Raw genomic sequence first — 26529 nt, forward strand, 5'->3', positions numbered from 1 at the left:
CTCATTAAATTCTGTGCATACAATTAAAAATGTCTTCGTGCTGCATTTTAATCTTTACACCAATCTGTTCGCCCACTTCTTTCAACTCTTTTGAAAGAATTTCAAATTCCTTAGAAGCCGCATTGGTATCTACAATCATCATCATATTAAAATAATCCTGTACGATGGTCTGGGAAATATCCAGGATATTTACATTATTGTCTGCCAGATAGGTACATACTTTTGCAATAATTCCTACGGTGTCTTTTCCAATTACAGTGATAATTGTTTTTTTCATTTTTCTTTCCTCCAATATTCCTATAACGCCAGGTCAAATAAATGTCCCGCATGATCCCTCGGGGCCACCTCAACTTTTACTGAATCTCCCACTTCATTTTTCACCGTCGTCAAAGCAAGATCCGGATAATTATTTTCCTTGCTCAAATGACCAAGGATTACCTGATCAAGCCTTTCATTTACCAGTTCTGTAACAAGCTGAGCCGCCATTTCATTACACAGATGCCCACGTTCACTCAAAATACGCCGCTTCAGATAATAGGGATAAGGTCCTGCCTGAAGCATATGTATATCATGGTTCGCTTCCACATAGAGTAAATGGGAATCCTTCAGCCGTTCTACAATAGCTTCATCGTAATAGCCAAGATCCGTGACCATTCCCAGTTTCCGCCCGCCATCCTGAACCAGATAACTTACCGGGTCCACAGCATCGTGAGAAATAGAAAAAGAAGCCACAGATAGACTTCCTATCAAAAACTCACGTCCGGCCTCAATAGGCTGAAACAATTCCCGATCAATCTTCCCCAGATTTTCCATTTCCGAAATCTGATGCAGTGTTTTATCCGTACCATAAATCGGTATATGAAACTTCCGGGAAAGCACACCAAGTCCACAAATATGATCCGTGTGTTCATGCGTGATCAATATTCCCTGAATGTCCTTACCTTCCAGTTCGAAGGTTTTCAATCCCTCACAGATACGTTTACAACTGATTCCGGCATCGATAAGAATGTGAGTGTCTTCATTTCCGGCATACAGGCAATTCCCGCTGCTGCCGCTGGCAATGGTGCCAAACTTCATGGTCATCTTCCTCTCTTGTAATCCACAGCCTATTATAATACGAAACCCCAAAAACAGCAATACAGAAAAAGGACCCTGAATGTAAATTTAATCACATTCAAAGTCCTTTGAATCCATATTAAGCTTGTTTATTTTTTAATAGTTGTAAAACGTATGGCCGCCGATCACTAAATATTCGCTTACACTCGACGTGTCCACATAGCCATTAAAGTAATAATAGGCACCAATATTATTCACACCTGCCAGCGCTTCATTTGCCGCACGTATACAGGATTCACTTGGGCCGCTGGCAAGAACATTATCAAGGACTCCATTGTGGGCTCCCGGGAACTGACCCGGTGCATAAATAACTCCGGCAATGGTATTATCAAATCTTGGATCCCTCACACGGTTTAAAATGACATTGGCCACAGCCAGCTGCCCTTCATAGGATTCAGCCCCTGATTCCACATAGACCATACAGGCCAGTAGGTATGCTTCATCTGAACCGACGGATACAGGCGAAGATGCCGGTACGCTTTCTGCCGATTTCCCGGAATTTTTGGCATCGGACGTCTCTTCATTCGTCTCTGTTTCAGCAGGCGACGCTGCCATTTCCTCCATTGCCGCTGCTTCTTCTTCGGCTATGGATATGGCTTCATCCAGCTCAATGCTTTCTTCCACATATTCACTGGCAACAAATCCTTCCCCACTGCCATAATCAATCCGTGTCCATTCTTCTCCAGTCTCAACTACCGGAAAGCTTTCGCTCTGAATGGCTGTCGTAAGTACTTCACTGTCTGTATTCGCCTCCTGACGGATATTCAAAGAATCAGCTGTCACCGTTACTTTATGGTGTCCGATTTCTTTTGCCAGTTTCTCGGCGTCATAACCAATCGAAATATCTTTTGTGGAAATATACCCTGTAACATTTCCCGAAGAGACTTTTGTCCACTCCGGTCCCCATTCTTCAACCACACCGCCGGAAGCCGGGTAAATCTTACCGGCAACTTCACTCTCAATGTTGTCCGCAGAATAAATTTCCAAATAAGGTTCTGTGTTTACCACAAACTTTCCTGAAAATTCACCATTGTAGAACAGACGGGTGACCCCCACCAGATTGTTCAATACATCGGTATTATTCAATGTAACATTTTTCAGTCCAACTTCAGGTGCCTTTTGGGAAACAAGCTTTTCTGAATTCGGTGTCATTTCCGCATCCGATACGGCAGTAGCAGTTTCTTCACTTTTTGTTTCTTCAGCAAATACACATAATGCATTACCGAACATCAGCGAGACTGTCATCACTGTACCTATCATATGTAGCATGACATTTCGTAATTTCTTACCCATATTTCACCTCTTTACTTGTAATGTGCCCGCTCAGCGAACACATTCGGTATAAGTGTTTCATACAGGCGTATTTTATCAAAATATTAAATTCTTGTCAAATCAAGGGAATCTACACAAGATTTCGACTTTTCTTATTTTCATTTCCCCATATATTGTATTTTCACTCTATAATCTATGAATTTTGTTAATTTTTTCTTTCAATTTTTCGTGATTATTTATATTTTTTGTTAATATTTTTGTAAAAAATTATCAATATTTTTTTGCCTTTCCTCCACTTTGGTGCTATTTGCATAGGGAAATTAGCTGTTTTTCTACATTTTCAAGGTCAAAATTGTTATCGATCACCACATCGCATCCATTAAAAAACACTGACTCCGGAAGCTGTGAAGCAAAGATGGCATCCATTTTTTCATCACTATAACCCCGTGAAATACGCAGCCGTTCCCGGCGAATTTCCGGCTTCACATGAACATACCAGCAACTTTCGCAAACGCCGATTTCCTTTAATTCATCCATCAGGGCTGCCTCTACAGCAATCATGGAATAACGATTCTCTGTCCGCCACTCACGGACTTTATTTCGAACCCATTCATAGACCTGCGGATGGGTACACTGATTCAAAGCCTTTCGCTTCTCTTCATCTTCAAAAACAATCGAAGCAATTTTCGGTCGATCCAGGTTCCCTTCCCTGTCAAGAATCTCTTTTCCAAAGACCTTTACGATCATCTCATAACTTTTTTCCCCCGGCTCGCATAAGCTCCGTGCCACATCATCCGTGCGAATCACACCGCAATTAAATTTTTCTTCAAGAAGACGTAATACTTCTGATTTTCCACTGCCTACGCCTCCTGTAATTCCAATGACCTTCATCCTGTTTCATCCTTTTCTTTTATACAAAAATCTATTTTGCCTCATACCAGTCCGTACCTGTATTTATGTCTATTTCCAACGGCACCTTAAGTTTTGCCGCATGGCTCATTTCGTCATGAAGAATCTGCTTCACAGTCTCCACCTCATCCATCGCCGCCTCAATCAACAGTTCATCGTGAATCTGGAGAACAAGCCGGGATTTTAACCCTTCTTCTCTTAGTCTCCGATCCACATGAATCATGGCAATTTTTATAATATCTGCTGCTGTTCCCTGAATAGGAGAGTTCATCGCAACCCGTTCGCCGAAAGATCTCTGCATAAAATTACTGGAAAACAGTTCAGGAATCGGTCGTTTTCGATGAAACAATGTATATACACTGCCTTTTTCCTTTCCCTCGGCAACAAGCCCATCAAGGAAATCTTTAATCTTTGGATAAGCCGCAAAATATTGTTTGATATAAACCTCTGCTTCTTTTCGGGTAATGCTCAATCCCTGACTCAGTCCAAAGGAACTGATGCCATAGATGATGCCAAAATTAACCGCCTTCGCATTGCTCCGCTGTTGGCTGGTGACTTCCTCAAGCGGTGTATGGAATACCTGTGAAGCTGTCATACGATGAATATCTTCCGCCTGTTTATAGGCTTCGATCAAGTTTTCATCCCCGGACATATGAGCCAGAACACGAAGCTCAATCTGAGAATAATCCGCATCCACAAATACACAGCCATCCTTCGGCACAAAAACCTTCCGAATCCGTCGGCCAAGTTCCACGCGAACAGGGATATTTTGAAGGTTTGGCTCCGTACTGCTGATTCGTCCGGTAGCCGTGATCGTCTGATGGAACTTCCCATGAATTCGTTCGTCTTCTGAAATAAAATTAGCCAGACCGTCCGCATATGTTGATTTTAACTTTGTCAACTGTCGATATTCCAGTACCAGCCGCGCGATCGGCTTTTCGTCCTGAAGCTTTTCCAGTACTGATGCGGAGGTAGAATACCCGGTTTTTGTCTTTTTACCATAAGGCAGATGAAGCTTCTCAAAAAGAATGGTTCCCAGCTGCTTCGGTGAAAGAATATTAAATTCTTCGCCAGCCAGGGCATAAATCTCCTGTTCAAGCTCCTGAATCCGTCCAACCAGATGGTCTCCATATTCTCTCAGAGCCTCCCGTTCCACACGAATTCCGGCTATTTCCATTCGATATAAGGAAAAGCTCAGCGGCAATTCTATTTCCCTGTAAAGTTCCCACATATTTTCTTTTTCCAGCGCTGCTCTAAGTTCCGGCGCAGCTTTTAACGGCAGGGAAGCATAGTATCCGAGCCATGTCAGCGCCTTCGTTCTATCCTCCGAAAAAATCTCAGATAATTTCTTTTTTCCATACAGATCTGCTCTGGAAGGCAAGGTCATGCCAAGATAGTCTCTGGCAATATCATCATAATCGTAGGAATCCTTTAAAGGATTCAGAAGATAAGCCATGAGACTGATATCCAGCACATTATCCGACTCCTTTAACGGAAAATAATGAAGTCTTTCTTTTAAATCCATGACCGCCATATCCGGATGCCCGTCAAACCATCCGGCCATTCCGTTCAAATCATCCGCAGATTTTGTCGGCATCCAGAAACACTTATCGTCATATGCCATGACCAGACCCCATAAACCATCTTCGCATATCGGATATGCACTGAACATCGGCCGGCTCATAGCCTCAAATATCTTTTGCTGCTGCTCATTCCTGTCTGTCAGCTCCACAGCCGCCGACAACACCGGGACAGCTACGTTTTCCTGATCAAAACGATTTAATATATTTTTAAATTCCAGCCGCTTCATCATCTGATAAGCTGATTGAGAATACATATTTTCCAGGCCTGCCGATGTGTCTGGTATTTCAATCGGTGCATGTGTATCAATGGCCGCCAGTTTTTTACTCATAACCGCCATGTCATAATGTTCTCTTAAATTATTTGCCGCCCTCGCCGGTTTGATATCATCTACATGGGCATGAGCTTCCTCAATACTCCCATAGGCCGTAATGATTTTTGTCGCTGTCTTTTCACCGATTCCCGGCACTCCCGGAATGTTATCCGAAGCATCACCCATCAATGCTTTCAAATCAATAAACTGGGTCGGTGTCACCTGATATGTCTTTAATACATCTTCGGCATAATAATTTTCCACCTGAGTACCGCCGGCTTTCGTTTTCGGTATACTGATCTTAACCTTTTCCGTGGCCAGCTGCAATAAATCTCTGTCTCCGGAAATCACGGTGACATCACAGCCCTGTTCCTCATATATGCGACTGAGACTGCCAAGGATATCATCCGCTTCATACCCTTCCTTTGTGACGATCGGAATTTCCATCGCCTGAAGCACTTCTTTAAGCACAGGCACCTGCTCATGAAGTTCCTGAGGCATCGGCTTCCGTGTTCCCTTATAAGCTCCATACATTTTATGCCGGAAGGTCGGCGCTTTTAAATCGAAAGCCACGATCAGCGTTTCGGCCTTTTCTTCCTCAATAGCTTTAAACATAATATTCAAAAACCCATAAATTCCATTGGTATGTAGCCCCTCAGAATTTGTCAGTATGGGCACACCATAGAAAGCCCGGTTTAAAATGCTGTGTCCATCAATCAATACTACTTTTTTGCTTATCATCTCATCCAACCTTTCTTCGGTCTGGCCGCCTTTCTGCTGTCAAATACATCCATTCCAGGCATCCGAACCGAATACACAAGTTTTAAATTGTCACCATCACGAATATAAAGAAACTTGTCCGTTATCCGTTCTTTCCGATGAAGATTCAACGGATTATAAATACCACTGCTGACCGTTACTGTCAGGTGTTTTTCATGTTCTATATTTCCTGCCAGAAACAGGATCATACTGGACAGGAGAAATGAAGCTATTATAAAAGCTGTTGCACCTATCATTTTTTTGAAAAACCGGGTCCGACGCTGCTGACGCAGCCAGGCTTCCTTTTCCTCTATCCGATGATCCAGGGCTTTCAGATAATCGGATGTTTCTTCCTTTTCATCCAAAAGTCTTATAACGGCCATGACCGTGTAGGTTGCTTCCAGGTCATCATAACAGGACGGACAATGCTTCACATGTTCCAAAAAATCTGTCAGTGCCTTTTCATCCAGTTTATCATCAATAAATCGATTAATTAATCCCTGTGCTTCAATACAATCCATAGAACTTATCCTTTTCTTAGTATATAGCATTTACCAAAAAAAGATACCGAAAACCTCTCCGATATCTTTTTCTGCTGATTAATAGTTGACAATCTCCATAATATTGCTGACCAGAGAAGATGTTGTGGCCGCAGAAATATTATTTATAAATATAACATCTTTAATATTTCTTTCCTGTATCAGAGTTGTCAATCCTTCTGGATAATACCGATAATCCACCACATATACATTTTCGTAATGGTCTACTAAAAATGGTACAAAAGCGTTGCCAAAGGATTCTTTAATAACAACGCAGGAGCTTCCATCATTCATATTCGGGTTGTGAATCTCTTCAAAAGGTTGATCTCCCGCAATAAAGCAATTGTATTTTGAATCCGAATTCCAGTCGGAAACATCATAGATAATATCATAATCAACCACATTCCCATCCACATCCGTATAGGTCATCTTATTTGTTGCCAGAGGAATATAGGCGGTAACCACATCGGGATTTTCAGCGAGAGACGGTGTCTGATTACTTGCCGCATAAAGGGTCCCGATAAAATCATCGAAGACCATAGTCTCATATTCCCCCAAAGATGTCGGCGTTATTCCCTTTTCCTTCATAAGCTGGCTGTAGGCGTAGTATGCGCCAAGAGCCGTCCAGTGATGGTCCGTTCGGAAATAGAGATATTCGTCCGAATGATTTTTCAAGGCGGTAAAGGCATCGATGGTCACAACTTTTTTATCCATATTATCATATATATATTGGATTGCTGCCTGCTCATCGCTACAGCCCAATTCTTCCTGAAGTTTCTCATCCAGATATATTCCCGTACTGATCGGAACGACAATATCATAGACTGTCACGTCGCTGGACACTTTATTCGCCAGCGCACTGACCGCATCAATATATTGATTGGCCGCTTCCTGGGTAAAACCATAAAGACTAAAGGCCGTATCATCCGCCACATAGACTGAACCCACCTGCTCCGGAACATTCGTAATCTGCCGCCGTTTAGCGCCGCCATTGGCCGCATCGGCCGCTCGCTGAGTTTCAATACGTTCCTTTATACTCTCCTGCAAGCTGTCCATCTCCTGCTGAATATTCGGAAGCACGATATCCATCAGAGATATACGCTTTGCCGGCACCTCGTCAGCTGTCTGGATGGAACCGTGAATCTGATTATCCTGAATTCCGTAAAGCCCCCTGTAACGTGTATTTCCCGTCAGCAACGCTTCCCGAAATGGAAATGTATCCGCATACCAGGTACTGACCCCGTTAAGGAATTCCCCGTTTAAAAAGCTTTGCACAGAAAACGCCGGAAACTTTGTCAGAGTTCTTTTCTCGACTTTTGATTCCTTTGGTCGAAGCGGAATAATCAGCGCTATGATGGCCATTAACATCAAAACGGCTGAAAAGACGTAAATCTTATATTTCATATATTTATAATTCTTTTTCTTTTTGCGATTTCTTCTCTTCTCCATAATGTCTGATCTATCCTTTTAAAACTGAAAATACAAAAACGGGTTATAGCTATTTCCCACCAGCGCCATTGTAGCGAGCATCAAAAGAAATACCGGTCCGACAATTTCAATCACACGGCGTAAATACTTAAAAACAGCCACTGTCTTGCATTGTCGGCACATCCATTTATATCCATTGGAAGCCAGCGGGGTACAGGCAATCAACGCCACAATAATAAAGAATATATTATTTTTAAAAGTCATTGCAACTTCCAGACTAATAAATCCATTATGATTTAGCCCAAACATCCCTTTGAGCATAAGCCCCACACGAGACAGGTCTGTAAATTTAAAAATAATCCATCCAAAATAAACAACAATCAATGTATAGATATGATGTACTGCCTTTGGAAGATGTTCTATCTTTTTCAGAAGTATCTTCTTTTCCAACACAAGGAATATAAAATAATAAAGCCCCCAAAGTACAAAATTCCAGCTTGATCCGTGCCAGAGACCGGTCAGAGCCCACACAATAAATAAATTAAGAATTGTTCTTTTTTCTCCTTTACGGTTTCCACCAAGAGGTATGTAAACATAATCCCTGAAAAAACTGCTCAGCGAAATGTGCCACCGTCGCCAAAATTCCGTTACTGTATTCGATATATAAGGATAATTAAAGTTTTCTTTATAGTGAAAACCAATCATAAGTCCCATACCTATAGCCATATCTGAATAAGCTGAAAAATCCAGATAAATCTGGAGCATATACATCAAAGCGCCAAGCCATAATCCAAGCGCCGGTACAGAATTAAACCTTATTACAGCCTCCGGAAGCATCATATCCGCAATCTGTGCACAGGAATTTGCAAACACAGCCTTTTTAACAAGTCCGATAGTAAAGCGGTTGATTCCCCGTCCAATCTCCGGAATCTTCGGTCTGCGGTGTTCTATTTCCCTGGCCACATCTTTATACCGAACAATAGGTCCGGCGATGCACTGGTGAAAAAGACTGCAGTACAGAAGCACCAGCCAGTACTTCTTCTGTGGTTCCACCTCTTGCCGATATACATCAACCACATAGGAAATCAGCTGAAATGTATAAAATGAAATACCGATAGGCAATACAATTTCCGGAATCACTTCCGGAAATCCTGTAATCCGCTTCACATTTTCAAGAATAAAACCAGCATATTTAAAGTAGCCGAGCAAAGCGAGCTGGAGTCCAATGCCGATAACGAGACACAGACGTTTTAATAATAAATTGTTGCGGAAGTGATGGATCTGCAGAGCCGAAAACCAACTGATCAGAGCCATGAGCAACAAAAGAACAAGATATTTTGGTCCTCCCCATGCATAGAAAATCAGCGAAGAAACTAATAAAACCACGTTCTTTTTCTGAATCGTGCCAACATAACAATAGATGAACATGGTCACTGCAAAAAACAGATATATAAATAATAAACTCGAAAAAACCAAGATACTCCCTCCAAAAAGCCCTAAACGCTCTGCTTTTTTTATGTCGAATGTTTTACAAAAATGTCGTTCAACTCTATTTATTCTAATATGATTGTTTTCAATATTCAAGGGGAATCCCGGAAAAAAAACGAAATTAACAGTTTTGTAATATTTTGACGAAAATCCTTATTTTTTCAGGACAAAGCTAACAAAAAATTCTGTGATACAGGTTACTTCCTCACAAATTTCCAAAAAAAGATTTGTTCAATATGTACAAACACAAATATGCAGAAAAACGCATCATCAACACGCCTTTCTGCATACTTTAACATTAAAACCCGGCCTGATTTTTCAGACCGGGTTGAACTTTAAGAGTTTTCAGCTCCTGAATATTCTCTTTGATGAACAAGAATACTGCTGTTCTCAGGGCGATAAACCAATATACAAACAACAACATTCATGGCCAGTGCAAGTACCACATCTACAACGGTATGCTGCTTCAAAAACATGGTTGCAGCTACAATGGAAATGGTTAAAACAAATGCTCCCCATACAACCCAACGCTTGTTTTTTAATGCCTTACACCGGGCAATGGCAATAAATGCCGCAATCGAATTATACACATGAATACTCGGCAGAACATTCGTCGGTGTATCAATAGTATAAAGGAACCGGACCATATCTGTAAATATATTCTCCCTCGGAAATTCGATCGGCCGAAGCAGATGGCCGTTCGGATAAATCCATGAAACAAAGATAAACACAGTCATGCCGATACCTAAATTAAATATCAACTGCAGATATTCTTTCTGGTCCTTATTTTTAAACATAAACCACAGCACCGTAAAAGCAATGTAGAAAAACCATAAAAAGTAAGGAACTACAAAATATTCACAGAAAGGCACCATCTTATCAAAGCTCGAATGAATCACATGAAAACGATAGTTCACACGGTTCTCAAGGTAAAAAAAGGATACCATATAAAAAACCATGAACAAAGGAACCAATAATTTTGTTCCATGCTTTCTTAAAAATTCTCTTGTCATACGCACCACGCTTTCCAAAAAACGTCATCAACTATCTTTATGGAATTATAGCACCCGATTTTTCCATCTGCAAGCATCTTAAGCGATTTTTAAGAAAGTTCATTAAAATTAAAGTATTTTGACTGCTGTGCCATAGGCAATGACCTCCGCTGCGCCGCTCATGACCGACGCGGATGCATAACGTATGTTGATGATGGCATCTGCTCCAAGCTGTTCCGCTTCATCAACCATCCTTTTCATTGCAATCTGACGGGCTTGATTGAGCATTTCCGTATAGCCGGTAATCTCACCTCCGACAACAGTCTTTAATCCTGACATAATATCTTTTCCCAGGTGACTTGACTGAACCACGTTTCCCTTAACCAGGCCAAGGGCCTCAATTTTCTTTTCCGGTACATAATTAATACTTAGCAGCAGCATCTTCTTCTCCTCCTTCAATTTCCTGATAACGTTTCCATAAATTCCATAAAACTCCTAAAATGACCAACAATGAAATAGCTGTCATAAATACTACAAAGAATATCGGCGGCCGGTCAACCGGATCTGCGATATACATCCACACAGAAAGTACACTGACCGACACCATAAGCACAATCATCAAAAGCGACATCATTAATGGTGCAAAAAGCTTATGTTTGCGGTCTTTCATCCGTACATTCATAAAACGGGTCCCCTCCTTTTCCATATGCTCCATTTTCTCCAAATATTCCGAAGCGTTCATTGATGAAAAGTGTTCTTTACGTTCCATGAGCATCTGGCAGAAAACCTGCATTTCTTCGATATTCTTTTCCTCTCTTTCCAGAAAGATGTGATGCCTGCGAAGAGCATCCTCCATCGTCAGAACTCCAGTTTTTATTTTTCGAATTTCCTCAATCGGAATGGAAAGCTTGCGAAGCAGTTTGATTTTCTGAAGTAAAAGCAAATCCTCTTCTGAATATTCCCGATAGCCGTTCTGAGCATTTCTGTCCGGTTTCAGCAATCCCTCCTGCTCATAAAAGCGGATATTTTTTTTCGTGATTCCTACTTTTTGCTCCACTTCATTGATTTTCATTCCAATACCTCCTTGCGATGTAAAAAGCATACACCTTCTACCTTGTGGAAGGTCAACCCTTAATGTAAGTTTTTTAAAAAATAAAGAAAATATATAATTTTGTTGACAAATCAAAAAATATCCCGTATAATATCATTTGTGTTTAACGTGCCGGCGTGTCGGAATGGCAGACGAGGCAGACTCAAAATCTGTTGTGGGCAACCACGTGCGGGTTCAAGTCCCGCTGCCGGCATTCTTTAGATATCCTTGAAGCCTTGATTTTATCGGGTTTCAGGGTTTTTTTCTTTTTCAGGTTTGGAAACTCTAATCACTTCATAATTCATATGTAGTATATCCCAACATTTGTTTTAGAACCCAAAAAAAGCAGGGTGAAAGGAATTAAAATATTTTCTTAAAACTCCCTTCAGCCTGCTTTATTTTATGGAGCATACGGGATTCGAACCCGTGGCCTCAACAATGCGAATGTTGCGCGCTCCCAACTGCGCTAATGCCCCGCTGAATCAATTATAGCACCTATTTTTCCAATTGACAATGAATTTACATTATACATTTTATTTATTTTTTCAGCCAGACCTTATAGTCTTCCGGATCTAATTTCCCCTGACGGGCCAGTTCAAGTCCTTCTTTTGCTTCTTTGTACCATGCTTCAAACTCTTCACGACTCATATTTGCTGCCTTTTTTCTGGGTTTCGTCATGCGGGCATAATGGGCTTTATAGGCACGGGTATAGGCCTGGAGAAGTTCGTCTTTTTTAACAGTTTTTTCGAATGTCTTTGTATAACCCACATCGGCGCAGGTCTTTCCATCGCTTGAAAACACGCGGGTACAATAATCCACATTACTCCGCCGCGGTATGAAAAACCGTCCGCAGTTTTTGCAGACCTTAATATTCTGATGCCGCCGCATCATCTCGATCAGCTCACACATAAGACAGTCTTCAAATCCCATAAGAAAATAGTCAATCATCCACCGGTTTTCATTTTTTACTGTTTGATTGACCAATGTCCCACTGGAATAAAACGGATGGCGTAGAAAATAATGGGCAGCCTCTTCGTTCATCTCCGACGGTCCATGTACGAGAGCATCCAAAAGCTTTTTATAGATTCCCTGAAGCTCCTCAAGCTTTCCCAATGTCAAATCTGTGGACGCATCGTCATCACAGTCCTTTATGGTCAATGTCTGTATCCGCTCATCATTCCATGAGGAAAAGTAGGGATGCATTTCCTGCACCTGTTCAGTTTCAAGACAAACCTTTTTTAAATCCATATAAATAAAATCCAAAAGGCTTTTTCCGAGGCGGCACGGAGCAGATGTCGTATGAAAATAAATAATCTCATCCGTCAGATCCATATAAACATGTATATAATTTTTTTTCGTTTCCTTTAACATCCGCTCTGCCTCCAATATTATCTCTGTTTTATCTCTGTAATCAATTGTTCCATCTGACTTTCCTCTGAAACTTTAAATGTATCACCGATTACCTGAATCTTTGATATGTCTGCGCAACGTGACGGACATCCGCAGACTACAAGCAGATGATCGTAAGTCACTTCCGGCTGAACATATTGAAATTCTGCCTCCGGGCAACGTTTTTTTACGGTGTCAAAAAATGTGGTGCGATCATATCTGGGATTACATCCACCGCAATATTTTACTCCAAAAACCATAAGTCACCTCGTCAATGTCTCAACAGACTTTTGGCAAAATCAATCATCTCGTCACTAACGCCGGCTTCCAGCCGTACTTCCTTGACTTCTTTTACCTGTTCCATAACTTCTTTTTTAACAATATCTTCTGTCGTAAATAAAGAAGAAGGACAGTTTGAACACATACCGGTCAATTTAAATTTAAGCACGCCGTCAGTAAAATCCAAAATCTGGATATCGCCTCCATGGCCCTGGAGATAAGGGCGTACCGACACATCAATCACCTGACGAATTTGTTCAAGAACTTCCATTATTTCTACTCCTATCAATCTTTAAATTCTTTACTATCATTTTAATATAATCCCGACGAAAATACCAGTGGGATTGAGCATTTTTCTATCTCTGCAACATAATTTCTTTTTCACTGTACATAGTCATATCACTTTTACAAAGGGACTCACCGGTTTCTGAATAAAAAAATAGCCAGATAAAATCTGACTATCTTTTAATCACAATATTCTGCAAAACAAGCCTTTTAACAAGTCTGTAACAGCCTGTAGGGGAATCGAACCCCTGTTTCCGCCGTGAGAGGGCGGCGTCTTAACCGCTTGACCAACAGGCCTTAGTCATACCGACTTGTATATTCTATACCATGTTGGAAAAGAAATCAAGCTTTTTTTACAAATAATTTAGTATATTATTCTTTTCTGCACATCGGAAGTGTATTATTAATCCCCTTTGACATAAGAATCTGATGAATATCGATCACACCGTTGTCAAAACTTGCCGCACAGGAAGCCAAATAAAGTTCCCACATTCTGGCAAAGACTTCACCTTTTGTATCAGCAACTTCCGAACGACACTTTTTAAAATTTTCAATCCAGCAGAGCAGCGTGCGATTATAGTGTCTGCGAAGACTTTCCACATCCAGAGTATGAAAATCAAATTCAGGAAGCATATTGATCATTTCTCGAAGGCTAGGAAGCATGCCTCCCGGAAAAATATATTTTTTCATCCAGGCGTCTCCTGAATATTCCTTTTGCCCGCTGATGAAGTGTAAAAGAAATAGTCCGCCAGGCTGCAGGACCTGATGAACATTTTTCATAAATAGTTCGTAATTTCCGCGTCCCACATGTTCCAGCATACCAACACTGACCACACGGTCAAAAAGCATCCCACATTTTTCCAGTTCCCGGTAATCCATCAATCGGACATCCAGCAAGTCTTTTAAACCTTCCTTCTGAATATCCTGCCGAAATTTCTCATATTGTTCACGACTCAGTGTAATTCCCACGCCCCGGACACCATATTCCTTTGCCGCCCGCTTAAGCAAAAACCCCCATCCACACCCAATATCTAATAGGCTCATCCCTTTTTCCAGATGAAGTTTCTCCAGGATGTGGTCTACTTTATTCACCTGAGCCTGGTAAAGACTATCTGTTTCCGACTTAAAATAACCACAGGAATAACTCATCGTCTCATCCAGCCACTTTTGATAAAAGTCATTTCCAATGTCATAATGGTAGGACACTTCTTTTTTCTGATTTGTTTTACTTTTGGAAGAATCCATCAGTTTTTTTAATGCTTTTCTGTCTGTCGTAAATTTCCCCAGTTGTCCCATAAAAACATCCAGGACTTCATACAGGTCATGATCCACATTCAGATTTCCCTGCATATAAGCTTCTCCAAGAGCCAGCGACGTACTTGTCAAAAGACTTTTCTTGTCCGGCATCTGCGTCATAGTCACTGTAAATTGTGGATCTCCCTGACCGAGCTTCATTCGTTCCGTGCCGGTCTCGAGAATAAAGGATACAGGAATAATATTTTCAAAATAGGATTTTACAAATCCATTCATCCAAAAACCTCTTTTCTTTAAAGGATATTTGAATTATTCCCTATAATCCACGTTTTAACCACTTCTTCCGATGTCACAGGCATCTTACACATTCCATTTTCACAAAGATAATAGGTCGGTCCTGCCTCAGGCATCGGGTATGCCGCCGTAAATGGCGCACATTTTAAAAGTTCTTCTTCATTTCTCTCCGTCTTAACAATGACGCTGATTTCATCTGATGCACACAGATTCACATATTGTTTTAATTCTTCAGGAATATCTTTTTTAACCACACAGACAAGCTCTCTGTGAGAATAGAATGCTATAGACAAAGCCATCAAAGCAAAACTATAGCCCACCGGATACCTGCGGATTTCACCGGTACAAAATCGAATCTGACGCTCTGCGGCCTCCTGCCATACTTTTTCTGCCGTCAACAGTGCCAGTTTCTGCAGAACCATCGCTGCAACCGAATTTCCGGAAGGAATGGCGCCATCATAAGTCTCTTTTGGCCGGGAGATTAATGCTTCTCCATCGAAGGCTGTCATATAATATCCGCCCTTCTCCCGGTCTTCAAATAATTCCTGCATCTGCTTTGCACGCAAAACAGCCAACGATAAATAATCCATTTCGAATGTAGCCTGATAAAGTTCAAGCAATGCAAGAGCATAAACTGCATAATCATCCAACTGACCTGCATTGGCAGCTTCTCCGTCCCGAAATCGAATATACAATCGCCGCTTTTCATCGGTCATCTTCTCTTCGATAAATTCCTTTGTCCGGACTGCCGTTTCGAGATAAGAAGGCTCCCTTAGAATATTTCCGGCCCTTACAAGGGCAATGATAGCCCAGGCGTTCCACGATAATAATATTTTATCATCCTTATGAAGCCTGGTCCGTCCCAGACGATAATCATATAATTGTTTTCTCCATATTCCATATCGCCTGAAATCCGTAATATCTGCCGCTGGATTTCCAATTGTATTCGGGATACTTTTTCCTTCAAAATTTCCCCTGTCCGTAATATGATAATAACGGCAGAATTTCTCTCCATCCTCACCACCAAGAACCGACTTTACCTCTTCCGGTGTGAAAACATAATATTTTCCTTCCACACCTTCACTGTCCGCATCCTGACCGCAGTAAAATCCACCGTCCCACAATTCTCTGAGCATATAATCGGCTGTATTCCGCGCCACTTCCCCATAAATTTCTTTCCTGGTCCTACGGTAAGCTTCCGCATAGGTCCACAAAAGCAATGCATTATCATAGAGCATTTTTTCAAAGTGAGGAACCAGCCATTGTTTGTCTGTCGAATATCTTGAAAATCCTCCGCCGATATGGTCGTGGATTCCGCCCCTGGCCATAGCCTCCAGCGTAATTTCTGTCATTTCAAGAGCTTCAGGAACCTTTTCCAACTCAGCATACCGCATCAGGAAAAGCAAATGATGAGGAGTCGGAAATTTCGGTGCTGTGCCAAAACCGCCCCATTCCCTGTCGAACTGTTTCTGAAACATATCATAGGCTTCCGCTAAAATAGTTTTATCCGGTGTTCCGGATACACCGTTTTCGTCCTGGCGTCCCTGAAGCATAACATCCATAATCTTTTCTGCGTTATCTTCCAACTCTTTTCTGCGCGTTTGCCACAAAACGGCCACCTGCCTGAGTATATCCGTCAGTCCTGGCTGGCCATAACGGCTGTCTTTCGGAAAATAAGTCCCGCAAAAAAAAGGTTTCTGCTCCGGTGTCATGATAATTGTCAATGGCCATCCTCCAGAGCCGGTCAGAGCCTGACAGACCGACATATAAACCGCATCGATATCCGGCCGTTCCTCCCGATCCACTTTTATAGAAACAAAATTTTTGTTGAGCAGCTCCGCTACCTTTTCATCTTCAAAAGATTCATGGGCCATCACGTGACACCAGTGACAGGTCGAATACCCAATGCTGAGAAAAATCGGCTTGTTTTCCTCCTCTGCCTTTTTAAAGGCCTCATCACCCCATGGATACCAGTTTACCGGATTGTCCCCGTGCTGCAGAAGATAGGGCGATTTTTCATTTTTTAATCGATTTGCCATAAAGGGCCTCCTCATTTTATTGGAAAAGCGATACCACTTAACAGTATCGCTTATAATATGTCCAGAACTATTCTTCTACATTCTCAAAAATTACTATAAAAAATCCTTATATTCAAAATGAAAATGCCTGGAAATTTTACATTTTCAGGCATTTATGGAGCTGCGGGGAGTCGAACCCCGGTCCGAAGGCACATCCGTCCAGGCATCTTCCATCACAGTCATTCTATGAACATTCCCTCAGTCAGACGCCGAATGACAGGCTTCCGACCTTAGTAGCTTCATATATCTTCCGATGCCTCAAAGCTTTGGCAGCGGAGGGCCTCACAAGTTCGATGCCAGATTCTCAGACAGTGAGCGATCTGAGACTGACAAGCTGCAATTAGGCAGCTAAAGCGTAATCTTCGTTAGCTTTTATATTTAAGTTCCAGGTTATTACGCAGTCCCGGAGTCTGCAAATGGCTTCCCAAACTTCCACACCCCCGTCGAAACCAGTACAACCCCTTATAAAGTTGATGGCTAAGACTAACGATGTCTTTTTATCATAATCAAAAACCATGCAAATGTCAATAGAGATTTTTTACCTTAAAATCTCTCTCGGCCTCTCTTCTCTGGTCTTTTTTCGCAATGCTGTCTCGCTTGTCATAAAGCTTTTTACCCCTTGCCAGGCCGATCTCCATTTTTACCAGACTGTCCTTAAAATAAACTTTCAACGGTACGATCGTATACCCCTTCTGGGCCACCTGGCCGAGTATCTTTCGTATTTCATACTTATGAAGCAGGAGCTTCCGAACACGGAGCGGGTCTTTATTAAATATATTGCCCTTTTCATAAGGGCTGATATTCATCTGATAGACAAAAAGCTCTTCGCCTTCCGGACGGACAAAGGCTTCTTTCACGCTGCACCTGCCCATTCGGAGCGACTTGACTTCTGTCCCATGCAAAGATATTCCTGCTTCATAGGTGTCTTCAATAAAATAATCATAGTATGCTTTTTTGTTGTTGGCTATTAATTTAATTCCTGCTTTGCCCATATGCTACCTCATTTCCGCACCTTACGCACATTATCTATTGTACATCATCTGCCAGTAAAAAATCAACGGTTCGTGTGACTTTATCTGCATTTGCGATACAGATTTTCAATTTCTGTCCAAGGCGGAAAGTCTGACGGCTCATTTCGCCCTGCAGTTCATATTTATTTTCATCAAAAATATAATAGTCATCCAGGTCCTGGAGACGAATCATGCCCTCGCAGGTGTTCGGCAGTTCCACATACATCCCCCAGTTGGTAATGCCAGAAATGACGCCTTCATGGATCTCCCCCAAATGTCTGGACATGTATTCTACCTTTTTAAGTTTATCTACTTCCCGTTCCGCCTCATCGGCCCGCCGTTCCGTCGTGCTTGTATCCGTCGCCACAGTCGGAAGCAGTTTTCTGTAATGCTCCAGCCGTCGTTCACTCAGTCGGCCATCAATCTGCTCCTTAATGATCCGGTGAATCTGCAGATCCGGATAACGGCGGATTGGTGATGTAAAGTGGGTATAAAACTTAACTGCAAGACCAAAATGTCCTGTATTTTCTGTCGTATATTTGGCCCGCATCATGGAACGCAGTACCAGACGGCTGATCATCGCTTCTTCCGGCGTATCCTCAATCTTTCCAAGAAGCTTCTGAAACTCCTTTGGATGGACTTCTCCTGATTTAATCTTCAGGTAATAGCCAAAGTTTTTAAGAAACACGGTCAGTTTACGAATTCTCTCCATATCCGGCGTTTCATGGGTCCGGTAAAGGAATGGCACTTCCTGCCAATAAAAATCTTCAGCAATGGTTTCATTAGCTGCCAACATGAAATCTTCAATAATCTTTGTGGCCGAATTTCTGTCATAAGGCTTTACATCCACTGCCCTGCCGCGCTTATCCAGAATAATTTTGGATTCGGGAAAATCAAAGTCAATGCCGCCGCGCACCCGCCGCTTTTCCCGAAGTTTTTCCGCTGCTTCAGCCATTGTCTCAAACATCGGAACCAGTTCCTGATACTCCCGCATGACTGCTTCATTTTTATCCTCTAAAATCTGTTTTACCGCCGTATAAGTCATTCTCCGGTCTACATTAATAACTGTCTTTGCAATTTCATGATTTAAAATATTACCTTTATCATCCAACTCCATAATACAGCTTAATGCCAGCCGGTCCACGCCCGCATTCAGTGAACAGATACCATTGGAAAGCTTATGGGGCAGCATGGGAATGACCCGGTCTGTCAGATAAACACTTGTCCCCCGTTTTAAAGCCTCTCTATCCAACGGTGAACCTTCTTTCACATAGTGGCTCACATCGGCAATATGAACACCGAGAATATAATGTCCATCGGAATTTTTCCGGATAGTTATGGCATCATCCAGATCCTTCGCTTCCTCTCCGTCAATAGTGACTGTCTGCCAGTTTCGTATATCCTTACGGCCATCGTATTCCTCCGGAAGAACCTGTTCCGGAATGGCCGCCACCTGTTCCATTACTTCCTCCGGAAACTGTTCCGGCAAATGATAAGCCCGGACAATTGAAAGAATGTCAACGCCCGGGTCATTGACGTGCCCGAGAATCTCTATAATTTCACCTTCCGGATTTTTATTCTTTTTACCAAAACCTGTCAGCCGGACAACAACTTTATGACCGTTGACCGCACCCATCGTATGATTTTTATCAACAAATACATCTTTGGCAATTTTCTGATTATCCGGCACGACGAAGCCGTAATTTTTACTTTTCTGGAATATACCGACCATCGTTTCATTGGCCCGATTTAATACTTTAACAATAATGGCTTCACTCCGCCGTCCGTCGCCTTCCTCAGATATTTTTTTAATGGCCACCTCATCACCGTGAAGGGCATCCAGTGTATTTTCCTCCGAAACATAAAAGTCCCCTTCAATTCCTTCCACATGAACAAAGCCAAAGCCTTTTGTATTTCCTGAAAAAATGCCTTTCAGCAATTCCGGGTCTGCGATTTTATAACGCCCCTTCGCATCAATATCAATCTTCCGTTCGGAGATCAATTGATCCAATACAAGCTTCAACTCATCTCTTTCCCGGCGCGGCACTCCCAGAGTGCTGCACATTTCTTTTAATTTCATCGGATGATAGTTGGAATCCTTCATAAATTCCAGTATGATTTCTTTTCGCGCTTCATATATTTCTGTGTGCACAGGCACACCTCCTCTCAAAAAAATAACACCCTTCCTTTAGAAAGAGTGTTATCCTTAAATATCAATTCTATTCTACCAATTCATATTCAAAACGACGGTTAAAACAAAGAATACAACGGTTAAAATGGTTGTCCACTTTACAAGTTTACCTTCCATAGAACGACCTTTATTCTTTCCCCAATAGCTGTCTGCCATACCGCCGACAGTCCCTGTAAATCCACTGGACTTGCTTTCCTGGAGCATAACCAATATAACTAACGCAATACAAATCGCAATGAAAACGACTGTTACGATTGTTCTCAGCATCGCCTCGATACACCTCCTAAATCACTCATAACAGTTTATCATGTTTTTGACAAATAGTAAAGAACTATTTTGGAAACTATTTGATCAAAAGTGATTTTCCAGTCATTTCCTTTGGCTGTTCCATATCCATTAAATCAATCAATGTCGGAACGATATCCGCCAGGCATCCGCCGTCACGAAGTTTGTAAGATGGGTCCGCATTCACCAGAATAAACGGTACCGGATTGGTCGTATGGGCCGTAAATGGTTCGCCGGTTTCCTCATCGATCAACTGTTCACAGTTTCCGTGATCCGCACAAATAAACATTACGCCGTCTTCTTCTTTGAGTGCTTCTACCGCCCGGCCGACACAGCTATCCACTGCTTCCACCGCTTTAATAGCCGCACTTTCCACGCCTGTATGTCCAACCATATCCGGGTTGGCAAAATTAATGATAATGACATCATATTTCCCGGAATGAATGGCTTCCACAAGGCGGTCACACACTTCATATGCGCTCATCTCCGGCTGGAGATCATAGGTCGCCACCTTCGGAGAGTTGACAAGAATCCTGTCTTCGCCAGGATTTGGCGCTTCCACACCGCCGTTAAAGAAAAATGTCACATGGGCATATTTTTCCGTCTCGGCAATACGAGCCTGAGTCATACCGTGTTCTGCCAGATATTCACCAAAGGTTTCATCGATAGAAACTTTGTGGAAGGCAATGAATTTGTTCGGAATCGTCACATCATATTCGGTAAAGCAGACATAGACCACATCTGCCCGTTCTCCCCGGTCAAAGCCGGTAAAATCATCGCTGCAGAAGGCACGGGTCAATTCTCTCGCCCGGTCCGGCCGGAAGTTAAAGAAGATAATGGAATCTTTGTCATTGACCGCAGCCACCGGTGCCCCATTCTTCATAATGACTGTCGGAACCATAAATTCATCGGTAATGCCCTTTGCATAGGAATCTGCCACCGCCTGCACTGCATTTTCAGCCGTCTCACCGACACCGCGGCGAATCGCATCATAAGCCTTCTCTACCCGTTCCCAGCGGTTATCTCTGTCCATCGCATAATAACGTCCGGAAATGGAAGCAATCTCACCAACACCGATTTCTTTCATTTTTTCTGCAAGCTCTGCCACATAATCTTTACCGGAAGCCGGAGGTGTGTCACGTCCGTCCAGAAAAGAATGTACATAAACCTTTTTCAGGCCTTCGCGTTTTGCCAGCTCTAAAAGGCCGTAGAGATGGGTATTATGGCTGTGAACACCGCCGTCGGACAGCAGACCAAATAAATGGAGCGCCGAATCATTTTCCTGACAATTTTGCACTGCGGCTAAAAGGGCTTCATTCTTAAAGAAATCTCCATCCTGAATCTCCTTGGTTATCCGGGTCAGCTCCTGATAAACAATGCGGCCTGCGCCAATATTCAGATGTCCTACCTCTGAATTTCCCATCTGTCCCTCCGGCAGACCTACAGCCATACCGCTGGCATAGCCTTTAACAAAAGGGTAATCCCTTTTAAGACCATCAAGTACCGGGCTGTCTGCCTCCACAGCAGCATTTCCCTCTGATTTATCTCTCAGACCATATCCGTCGAGAATCATTAACACTGTTGGTTTTTTTCTCATATCTTTCACCTGTTTTCTTTCTGATAATGATATAATATTACCAAAGGCCCTGCAAAAATACAAGGCCCTTACAATTTATTTCATTTTCATTACCCGCATGGAATTTAAGATGGCGATAACTGCAACGCCCACATCGGCAAATACAGCCCCCCACATATTGGCAATGCCAACTGCACCCAGAACAAGGATAATGGCTTTTACTGCCAGTGCAAACACAATATTTTGTGTCACAATTTTTAAAGTATGCCGGGCAATCCGGATGATAGACGCAATTTTTAACGGATTATCATCCATCAGGACAATGTCTGCTGCTTCGATGGCCGCATCAGAACCCATGTTTCCCATAGCGATGCCAATATCTGCTCTGGACAAAACCGGTGCATCATTAATTCCGTCGCCGACAAAAGCCAGCTTTTCTTTCCCAGAAAGATCACCCAGAAGTTCCTCCACCTTGGCTACCTTATCAGCCGGAAGCAGGTCTGCGTAAACGATATCAATACCAAGCTCCCCGGCCACTGCTTCTCCCACTTCAGCTTTGTCTCCGGTCAGCATGACTGTCCGACGGACACCGCTGGCTTTCAGGGCTGCAACAGCTTCTTTTGCCTCCGGTTTTACCCTGTCGGCAATGACAATCGAACCGATATATGTTCCGTCCACGGCCATATAAATGACGGTTCCTATATCGTCATTGGTTTCATAGACAATGTGTTCTGCTTTCATCAACTTGGCATTCCCTGCCAGGACAAGCCTTCCGTCAATCCTGGTGCGGATACCATGGCCCGGGATTTCTTCTGTATCAGTCACTTTTTCCATAGACAAAGTCTTTGAATAAGCTTTTTTCACCGCATTGGCAATCGGATGTTCCGAATAACTCTCTGCCAATGCCGCCATTTCCAGAAGTTCCCTTTCGGTCACTGCCGTCGGATAAATACCTGTTACTGTAAATTCGCCCTTTGTTAAAGTTCCTGTTTTATCAAAAACAATGGTCTCCATCCGGGCCAGAGCTTCCAGATAATTACTTCCTTTAACAAGAACGCCAACTCTCGATGCCGCACCGATACCGCCGAAAAAACCAAGAGGCACAGAAATGACAAGGGCACATGGACAGGAAATGACGAGAAAACTGCAGGCCCTCAGGGTCCAGTCACTCCAGCCTCCACCGAGGATCAGTGGAGGTATTACCGCAAGAACTACTGCAGCCACTACCACGATCGGCGTATAGTACCGGGCAAATTTCGTAATAAAGTTTTCGACTTTTGCCTTTTTACTGCTGGCATTTTCCACCAGTTCAAGAATCTTTGCCACAGTAGAATCATCAAATTCTTTTGTTACCCGTACCTGTAAAAGCCCGCCGCCGTTGACACAACCACTGATGATTTCCGCACCTTCAGAAACCTGACGCGGTACGGATTCTCCTGTCAGCGCGGATGTGTCTATAAAAGAACTTCCCGATGTAACGATACCATCCAGAGGAATCCTTTCTCCCGGTTTGACAACGATAATGTCGCCCACTTCCACATCATCCGGGTCCACCTTCTTCAATTCACCGTTTTCCTCAATGTTCGCATATTCCGGGCAAATATCCATCAACTCAGTAATCGACTGTCTGGAACGATTGACCGCATAATTCTGGAACAATTCGCCTACCTGATAAAACAACATAACAGCCACGGCCTCTTCATATTCCCGAACACCGAAGGCTCCAAAGGTCGCCACACACATAAGAAAGTTTTCATCAAATACCTGCCCATGGGAAATATTGCGTATCGCCTTATAGACAATATCCCATCCAACAATAATATAGGCAATGAGATACAAAAGGAAGCTCACCGGCAGTTGGGACTGAAAGTTAAGCTTCCCCATGTGTTCGGCAACGAAAAGCGGCACAAAAATCACGGCGGCCACGATGATACGGGCCAGCATATTTTTTTGTTTTTTCGTCATAGCCTGCCTCCATTATAAAACGATCTGGCAGTCCGGCTCAACCTTATTGCAAACCTTGACAACTTCCTGCATAATCCGGTCAAACTGATCCTCTTCGGCAATAATGGTCATCTTTTGTGTCATAAAGCTTACATTCGCATCTTCCACACCGTCAATCTTTTTGATGGCGTCTTCCATCTTTGCAGCACAATTAGCACAATCCAGATCGATTAATTTAAATTTCTTTTTCATAATATTCACTCCTTAAAATAATTTCATATGATTAATTGTTCATATATTTATATTATATCCTCTATGCTCATATAGTCAATAGCTTTTTCAATATTTGATTAATAAAATTTAAAAACGGCTCTCCTGCAAAACATACAGAAGAGCCGCTCTCCCTGAATCAAATACGACTTATTTATTTGTAGTTTACGATAGCCCCGAAATCTTTTTTAAGGCTGGCGCCGCCCACAAGACCGCCGTCGATATCGGCCTGAGCAAAAAGCTCCGGTGCGCTGGAGGCAGATACGCTGCCGCCGTACTGAATACGGATAGCTTCTGCCGCTGCATCTCCGTAAAGTTCTTTAATGCATGCACGAATTGCAGAGCAAACTTCCTGAGCCTGTTCTGTGGTAGCTACTTTACCTGTTCCGATGGCCCAGATTGGTTCGTATGCAATAACAGCTTTAGATGCCTGTTCTGCAGTAACATTTAAGAAGGCAATCTTAATCTGCTGACGAATCCAGTCGATGGTAATCCCCTGTTCTCTCTGAGTAAGGGATTCACCACAGCAGATGATTGGTGTCAGACCATGCTCAAAAGCTTTTAATACTTTTTTATTGACAGTCTCATCGGTTTCTGCAAAATATTCGCGGCGCTCCGAATGACCGATGATCACATAGTCCACACCGGCGTCGGTAAGCATATCCGGCGCAATTTCACCGGTAAAAGCGCCCTTTTCTTCAAAATACATATTTTCCGCGCCAATATGAATGTTCGTACCCTTCACAGCTTCTACTGCCGGAATGATATCGATGGCCGGTACACAGAATACCACGTCCACATCTTCGCTGACAACCAGTGGTTTTAATTCTTCAATTAAAGCGACAGCCTGAGAAGGTGTCATATTCATTTTCCAGTTTCCTGCAACAATTTTTCTACGCATGACTTCCAATCCTCTCTTATTTATCATCTGCAGCAACAACGCCCGGTAAATCCTTGCCTTCCAGGAATTCAAGAGAAGCACCGCCGCCGGTGGAAATATGGGTCATCTTATCACCAAATCCAAGCTGATTTACAGCCGCTGCCGAATCACCGCCGCCGATAATGGTCGTTGCGTCGGTTTCTGCCAGCGCTTTTGCCACAGCGATCGTTCCCTTGGCAAGGATTGGATTTTCAAATACACCCATCGGTCCGTTCCATACAACGGTTTTTGCCGTCTTAACCGCTTCTGCATATTTTTCAGCAGTCGCCGTTCCGATATCCAGCCCCATCATATCAGCCGGAATTGCATCGGAAGGAACAACCGTTACAGAGACTTCCGCATCGATTGGATTTGGAAAATCCTTTGTGATCGTCGTATCAATCGGAAGGTAAAGATTTTTGCCGAGTTTTTCAGCTTTTTCCATCATTTCTTTACAGTAATCCAATTTTGAATCATCCACCAGGGATGTACCGATCTCATAACCTTTAGCTTTAAGGAATGTATAAGCCATACCACCGCCGATGATCAATGTATCACATTTTTCCAGAAGATTGGAAATAACATTTAATTTATCCGCAACCTTAGCTCCGCCAAGGATAGCAACAAACGGACGTACAGGATTGTTGACTGCATTGCCAAGAAAATCGATTTCTTTCTGCATGAGATATCCGACGACGCTTGTCTCCACATATTCAGTCACACCTACATTAGAACAATGTGCCCGGTGCGCCGTACCAAAAGCATCATTTACAAAAACATCGCAGAGAGAAGCAAGTTCCTTGCTGAAAGCTTCGCCGTTCTTTGTCTCTTCGATACGATAACGGGTATTTTCAAGAAGGATAACGTCTCCATCCTTCATTGCTTCAACAGCGGCTTTCGCGTTTGGTCCGACAACTTCATTATCCGCTGCAAATTTTACTTCCTGTCCAAGAAGCTCAGAGAGTTTCACAGCTACCGGAGCCAGAGAAAGTTCTGGTTTCGGCTCACCCTTCGGTTTTCCTAGATGGGAACATAAAATAACCTTTCCGCCATCATTGATCAATTTTTTGATCGTCGGAAGTGCTGCTGTCAGACGGTTTGTATCTGTGATCACACCATCTTTTAAAGGTACATTAAAATCACAGCGGCACAGCACCCGCTTTCCTTTTACATTAATATCATCTACTGATTTTTTGTTTAATCCCATGTTCATCGCCTCCATAATTATAAAGAAGGTCCGGTCCAAAAGGCCGGACCTTTTAAGGTCT

Annotated in this window: 24 protein-coding genes, 3 tRNA genes and 1 other RNA gene; 1 reads left to right on the plus strand and 27 read right to left on the minus strand. The window is 42.7% G+C overall.

Going from position 1 to position 26529, the window contains the following annotated elements; all coding sequences use genetic code 11:
• Positions 1–4: 4 nt before the first annotated feature.
• From EV212_RS00550 to EV212_RS00600, 11 genes are all read right to left on the minus strand, one after another.
• On the minus strand, positions 5–277 hold the full coding sequence (locus EV212_RS00550) for an ACT domain-containing protein (RefSeq protein ID WP_132087280.1): 273 nt from the start codon (positions 275–277) through the stop codon (positions 5–7).
• Positions 278–297: 20 nt separating this feature from the next.
• Positions 298–1077: an MBL fold metallo-hydrolase gene (locus EV212_RS00555; protein WP_132087283.1), complete on the minus strand. Its 780-nt coding sequence runs from the start codon at positions 1075–1077 to the stop codon at positions 298–300.
• A gap of 135 nt (positions 1078–1212) precedes the next feature.
• Positions 1213–2409 carry a cell wall hydrolase gene (locus tag EV212_RS00560; RefSeq protein WP_132087286.1) on the minus strand — a complete coding sequence of 399 codons (1197 nt, stop codon included), beginning with the start codon at positions 2407–2409 and terminating at the stop codon, positions 1213–1215.
• Between the two features lie 282 nt (positions 2410–2691).
• Entirely contained in the window at positions 2692–3279 is a 588-nt protein-coding gene (gene coaE / locus EV212_RS00565; protein ID WP_132087289.1) for a dephospho-CoA kinase, read from the minus strand.
• Between the two features lie 31 nt (positions 3280–3310).
• On the minus strand, positions 3311–5932 hold the full coding sequence (gene polA / locus EV212_RS00570) for a DNA polymerase I (protein ID WP_165873252.1): 2622 nt from the start codon (positions 5930–5932) through the stop codon (positions 3311–3313).
• Positions 5929–6471, minus strand: coding sequence for a zf-HC2 domain-containing protein (locus EV212_RS00575; protein ID WP_165873253.1), 543 nt, complete (start codon positions 6469–6471; stop codon positions 5929–5931). The genes polA and EV212_RS00575 overlap by 4 nt, the downstream gene beginning before the upstream one ends.
• Positions 6472–6549: 78 nt before the next feature.
• Positions 6550–7893, minus strand: coding sequence for a DHHW family protein (locus EV212_RS00580; protein WP_165873254.1), 1344 nt, complete (start codon positions 7891–7893; stop codon positions 6550–6552).
• Between the two features lie 63 nt (positions 7894–7956).
• Positions 7957–9393 (minus strand): MBOAT family O-acyltransferase, encoded by a 1437-nt coding sequence (locus EV212_RS00585; RefSeq protein ID WP_132087298.1) that lies wholly within the window; start codon positions 9391–9393, stop codon positions 7957–7959.
• 347 nt (positions 9394–9740) lie between these two features.
• Positions 9741–10418, minus strand: a complete 678-nt coding sequence (locus EV212_RS00590; RefSeq protein ID WP_243115417.1) for a phosphatase PAP2 family protein — start codon at positions 10416–10418, stop codon at positions 9741–9743.
• A 108-nt stretch (positions 10419–10526) separates the two neighbouring features.
• Positions 10527–10838, minus strand: a complete 312-nt coding sequence (locus EV212_RS00595) for a YbjQ family protein (RefSeq protein ID WP_132087301.1) — start codon at positions 10836–10838, stop codon at positions 10527–10529.
• On the minus strand, positions 10819–11469 hold the full coding sequence (locus tag EV212_RS00600) for a MerR family transcriptional regulator (RefSeq protein WP_132087304.1): 651 nt from the start codon (positions 11467–11469) through the stop codon (positions 10819–10821). Before EV212_RS00600 ends, EV212_RS00595 begins: the two co-directional genes overlap by 20 nt.
• A gap of 149 nt (positions 11470–11618) precedes the next feature.
• Here EV212_RS00600 and EV212_RS00605 point away from each other — a divergent pair.
• Positions 11619–11701 (plus strand) — tRNA-Leu (locus EV212_RS00605).
• A 189-nt stretch (positions 11702–11890) separates the two neighbouring features.
• Here EV212_RS00605 and EV212_RS00610 read toward each other — a convergent pair.
• The 16 genes from EV212_RS00610 to EV212_RS00685 all read right to left on the minus strand — a co-directional run bounded on the left by EV212_RS00610 (position 11891) and on the right by EV212_RS00685 (position 26468).
• Positions 11891–11963: transfer RNA gene (locus tag EV212_RS00610), tRNA-Ala, on the minus strand.
• 61 nt (positions 11964–12024) lie between these two features.
• Positions 12025–12858 carry a DUF6076 domain-containing protein gene (locus EV212_RS00615; protein ID WP_132087307.1) on the minus strand — a complete coding sequence of 278 codons (834 nt, stop codon included), beginning with the start codon at positions 12856–12858 and terminating at the stop codon, positions 12025–12027.
• 17 nt (positions 12859–12875) lie between these two features.
• Positions 12876–13136, minus strand: a complete 261-nt coding sequence (locus EV212_RS00620) for a hypothetical protein (RefSeq protein ID WP_132087310.1) — start codon at positions 13134–13136, stop codon at positions 12876–12878.
• A gap of 11 nt (positions 13137–13147) precedes the next feature.
• Complete coding sequence (locus EV212_RS00625; protein WP_132087313.1) at positions 13148–13426, minus strand: NifU family protein; 279 nt, start codon at positions 13424–13426, stop codon at positions 13148–13150.
• A 239-nt stretch (positions 13427–13665) separates the two neighbouring features.
• A tRNA-Glu gene (locus EV212_RS00630) sits at positions 13666–13737 on the minus strand.
• Between the two features lie 75 nt (positions 13738–13812).
• Positions 13813–14970, minus strand: a complete 1158-nt coding sequence (locus EV212_RS00635) for an SAM-dependent methyltransferase (RefSeq protein WP_132087316.1) — start codon at positions 14968–14970, stop codon at positions 13813–13815.
• Between the two features lie 17 nt (positions 14971–14987).
• Entirely contained in the window at positions 14988–17027 is a 2040-nt protein-coding gene (locus EV212_RS00640) for a thioredoxin domain-containing protein (protein WP_132087319.1), read from the minus strand.
• A 152-nt stretch (positions 17028–17179) separates the two neighbouring features.
• Positions 17180–17528: a transfer-messenger RNA gene (ssrA, locus tag EV212_RS00645) on the minus strand.
• 62 nt (positions 17529–17590) lie between these two features.
• Positions 17591–18058, minus strand: coding sequence for an SsrA-binding protein SmpB (gene smpB, locus EV212_RS00650; RefSeq protein WP_132087322.1), 468 nt, complete (start codon positions 18056–18058; stop codon positions 17591–17593).
• Positions 18059–18092: 34 nt separating this feature from the next.
• Complete coding sequence (gene rnr / locus EV212_RS00655) at positions 18093–20195, minus strand: ribonuclease R (RefSeq protein ID WP_132088267.1); 2103 nt, start codon at positions 20193–20195, stop codon at positions 18093–18095.
• A gap of 105 nt (positions 20196–20300) precedes the next feature.
• Positions 20301–20534, minus strand: a complete 234-nt coding sequence (gene secG / locus EV212_RS00660; RefSeq protein ID WP_132087325.1) for a preprotein translocase subunit SecG — start codon at positions 20532–20534, stop codon at positions 20301–20303.
• 76 nt (positions 20535–20610) lie between these two features.
• On the minus strand, positions 20611–22149 hold the full coding sequence (gene gpmI / locus EV212_RS00665; RefSeq protein ID WP_132087328.1) for a 2,3-bisphosphoglycerate-independent phosphoglycerate mutase: 1539 nt from the start codon (positions 22147–22149) through the stop codon (positions 20611–20613).
• Positions 22150–22224: 75 nt separating this feature from the next.
• On the minus strand, positions 22225–24093 hold the full coding sequence (locus EV212_RS00670) for a heavy metal translocating P-type ATPase (protein WP_132087331.1): 1869 nt from the start codon (positions 24091–24093) through the stop codon (positions 22225–22227).
• 12 nt (positions 24094–24105) lie between these two features.
• Positions 24106–24324 (minus strand): cation transporter, encoded by a 219-nt coding sequence (locus EV212_RS00675; protein ID WP_132087334.1) that lies wholly within the window; start codon positions 24322–24324, stop codon positions 24106–24108.
• A gap of 172 nt (positions 24325–24496) precedes the next feature.
• The gene (gene tpiA, locus EV212_RS00680; protein WP_207669044.1) at positions 24497–25243 is read right to left on the minus strand and encodes a triose-phosphate isomerase; all 747 of its coding nucleotides are present in this window, start codon (positions 25241–25243) and stop codon (positions 24497–24499) included.
• Positions 25244–25259: 16 nt separating this feature from the next.
• On the minus strand, positions 25260–26468 hold the full coding sequence (locus EV212_RS00685; RefSeq protein WP_132087339.1) for a phosphoglycerate kinase: 1209 nt from the start codon (positions 26466–26468) through the stop codon (positions 25260–25262).
• Positions 26469–26529: the final 61 nt, after the last annotated feature.

The sequence above is a fragment of the Frisingicoccus caecimuris genome, from assembly GCF_004340975.1.
In the GTDB taxonomy this organism is placed as follows: domain Bacteria; phylum Bacillota; class Clostridia; order Lachnospirales; family Lachnospiraceae; genus Frisingicoccus; species Frisingicoccus caecimuris.

Bases quoted from the DNA above. Each gene is read 5' to 3' on its own strand.
- polA (WP_165873252.1), bottom strand. From the start codon at position 5,932: ATGATAAGCAAAAAAGTAGTATTGATTGATGGACACAGCATTTTAAAC.
- EV212_RS00625 (WP_132087313.1), bottom strand. From the start codon at position 13,426: ATGGAAGTTCTTGAACAAATTCGTCAGGTGATTGATGTGTCGGTACGC.
- tpiA (WP_207669044.1), bottom strand. From the start codon at position 25,243: ATGCGTAGAAAAATTGTTGCAGGAAACTGGAAAATGAATATGACACCT.
- gpmI (WP_132087328.1), bottom strand. From the start codon at position 22,149: ATGAGAAAAAAACCAACAGTGTTAATGATTCTCGACGGATATGGTCTG.
- EV212_RS00575 (WP_165873253.1), bottom strand. From the start codon at position 6,471: ATGGATTGTATTGAAGCACAGGGATTAATTAATCGATTTATTGATGAT.
- EV212_RS00615 (WP_132087307.1), bottom strand. From the start codon at position 12,858: ATGTTAAAGGAAACGAAAAAAAATTATATACATGTTTATATGGATCTG.
- coaE (WP_132087289.1), bottom strand. From the start codon at position 3,279: ATGAAGGTCATTGGAATTACAGGAGGCGTAGGCAGTGGAAAATCAGAA.
- EV212_RS00620 (WP_132087310.1), bottom strand. From the start codon at position 13,136: ATGGTTTTTGGAGTAAAATATTGCGGTGGATGTAATCCCAGATATGAT.
- EV212_RS00685 (WP_132087339.1), bottom strand. From the start codon at position 26,468: ATGGGATTAAACAAAAAATCAGTAGATGATATTAATGTAAAAGGAAAG.
- secG (WP_132087325.1), bottom strand. From the start codon at position 20,534: ATGCTGAGAACAATCGTAACAGTCGTTTTCATTGCGATTTGTATTGCG.
- EV212_RS00635 (WP_132087316.1), bottom strand. From the start codon at position 14,970: ATGAATGGATTTGTAAAATCCTATTTTGAAAATATTATTCCTGTATCC.
- EV212_RS00670 (WP_132087331.1), bottom strand. From the start codon at position 24,093: ATGACGAAAAAACAAAAAAATATGCTGGCCCGTATCATCGTGGCCGCC.
- EV212_RS00640 (WP_132087319.1), bottom strand. From the start codon at position 17,027: ATGGCAAATCGATTAAAAAATGAAAAATCGCCCTATCTTCTGCAGCAC.
- EV212_RS00675 (WP_132087334.1), bottom strand. From the start codon at position 24,324: ATGAAAAAGAAATTTAAATTAATCGATCTGGATTGTGCTAATTGTGCT.
- smpB (WP_132087322.1), bottom strand. From the start codon at position 18,058: ATGGGCAAAGCAGGAATTAAATTAATAGCCAACAACAAAAAAGCATAC.
- EV212_RS00590 (WP_243115417.1), bottom strand. From the start codon at position 10,418: ATGACAAGAGAATTTTTAAGAAAGCATGGAACAAAATTATTGGTTCCT.
- EV212_RS00560 (WP_132087286.1), bottom strand. From the start codon at position 2,409: ATGGGTAAGAAATTACGAAATGTCATGCTACATATGATAGGTACAGTG.
- EV212_RS00580 (WP_165873254.1), bottom strand. From the start codon at position 7,893: ATGAAATATAAGATTTACGTCTTTTCAGCCGTTTTGATGTTAATGGCC.
- EV212_RS00555 (WP_132087283.1), bottom strand. From the start codon at position 1,077: ATGAAGTTTGGCACCATTGCCAGCGGCAGCAGCGGGAATTGCCTGTAT.
- EV212_RS00595 (WP_132087301.1), bottom strand. From the start codon at position 10,838: ATGCTGCTGCTAAGTATTAATTATGTACCGGAAAAGAAAATTGAGGCC.
- EV212_RS00550 (WP_132087280.1), bottom strand. From the start codon at position 277: ATGAAAAAAACAATTATCACTGTAATTGGAAAAGACACCGTAGGAATT.
- EV212_RS00600 (WP_132087304.1), bottom strand. From the start codon at position 11,469: ATGAAAATCAATGAAGTGGAGCAAAAAGTAGGAATCACGAAAAAAAAT.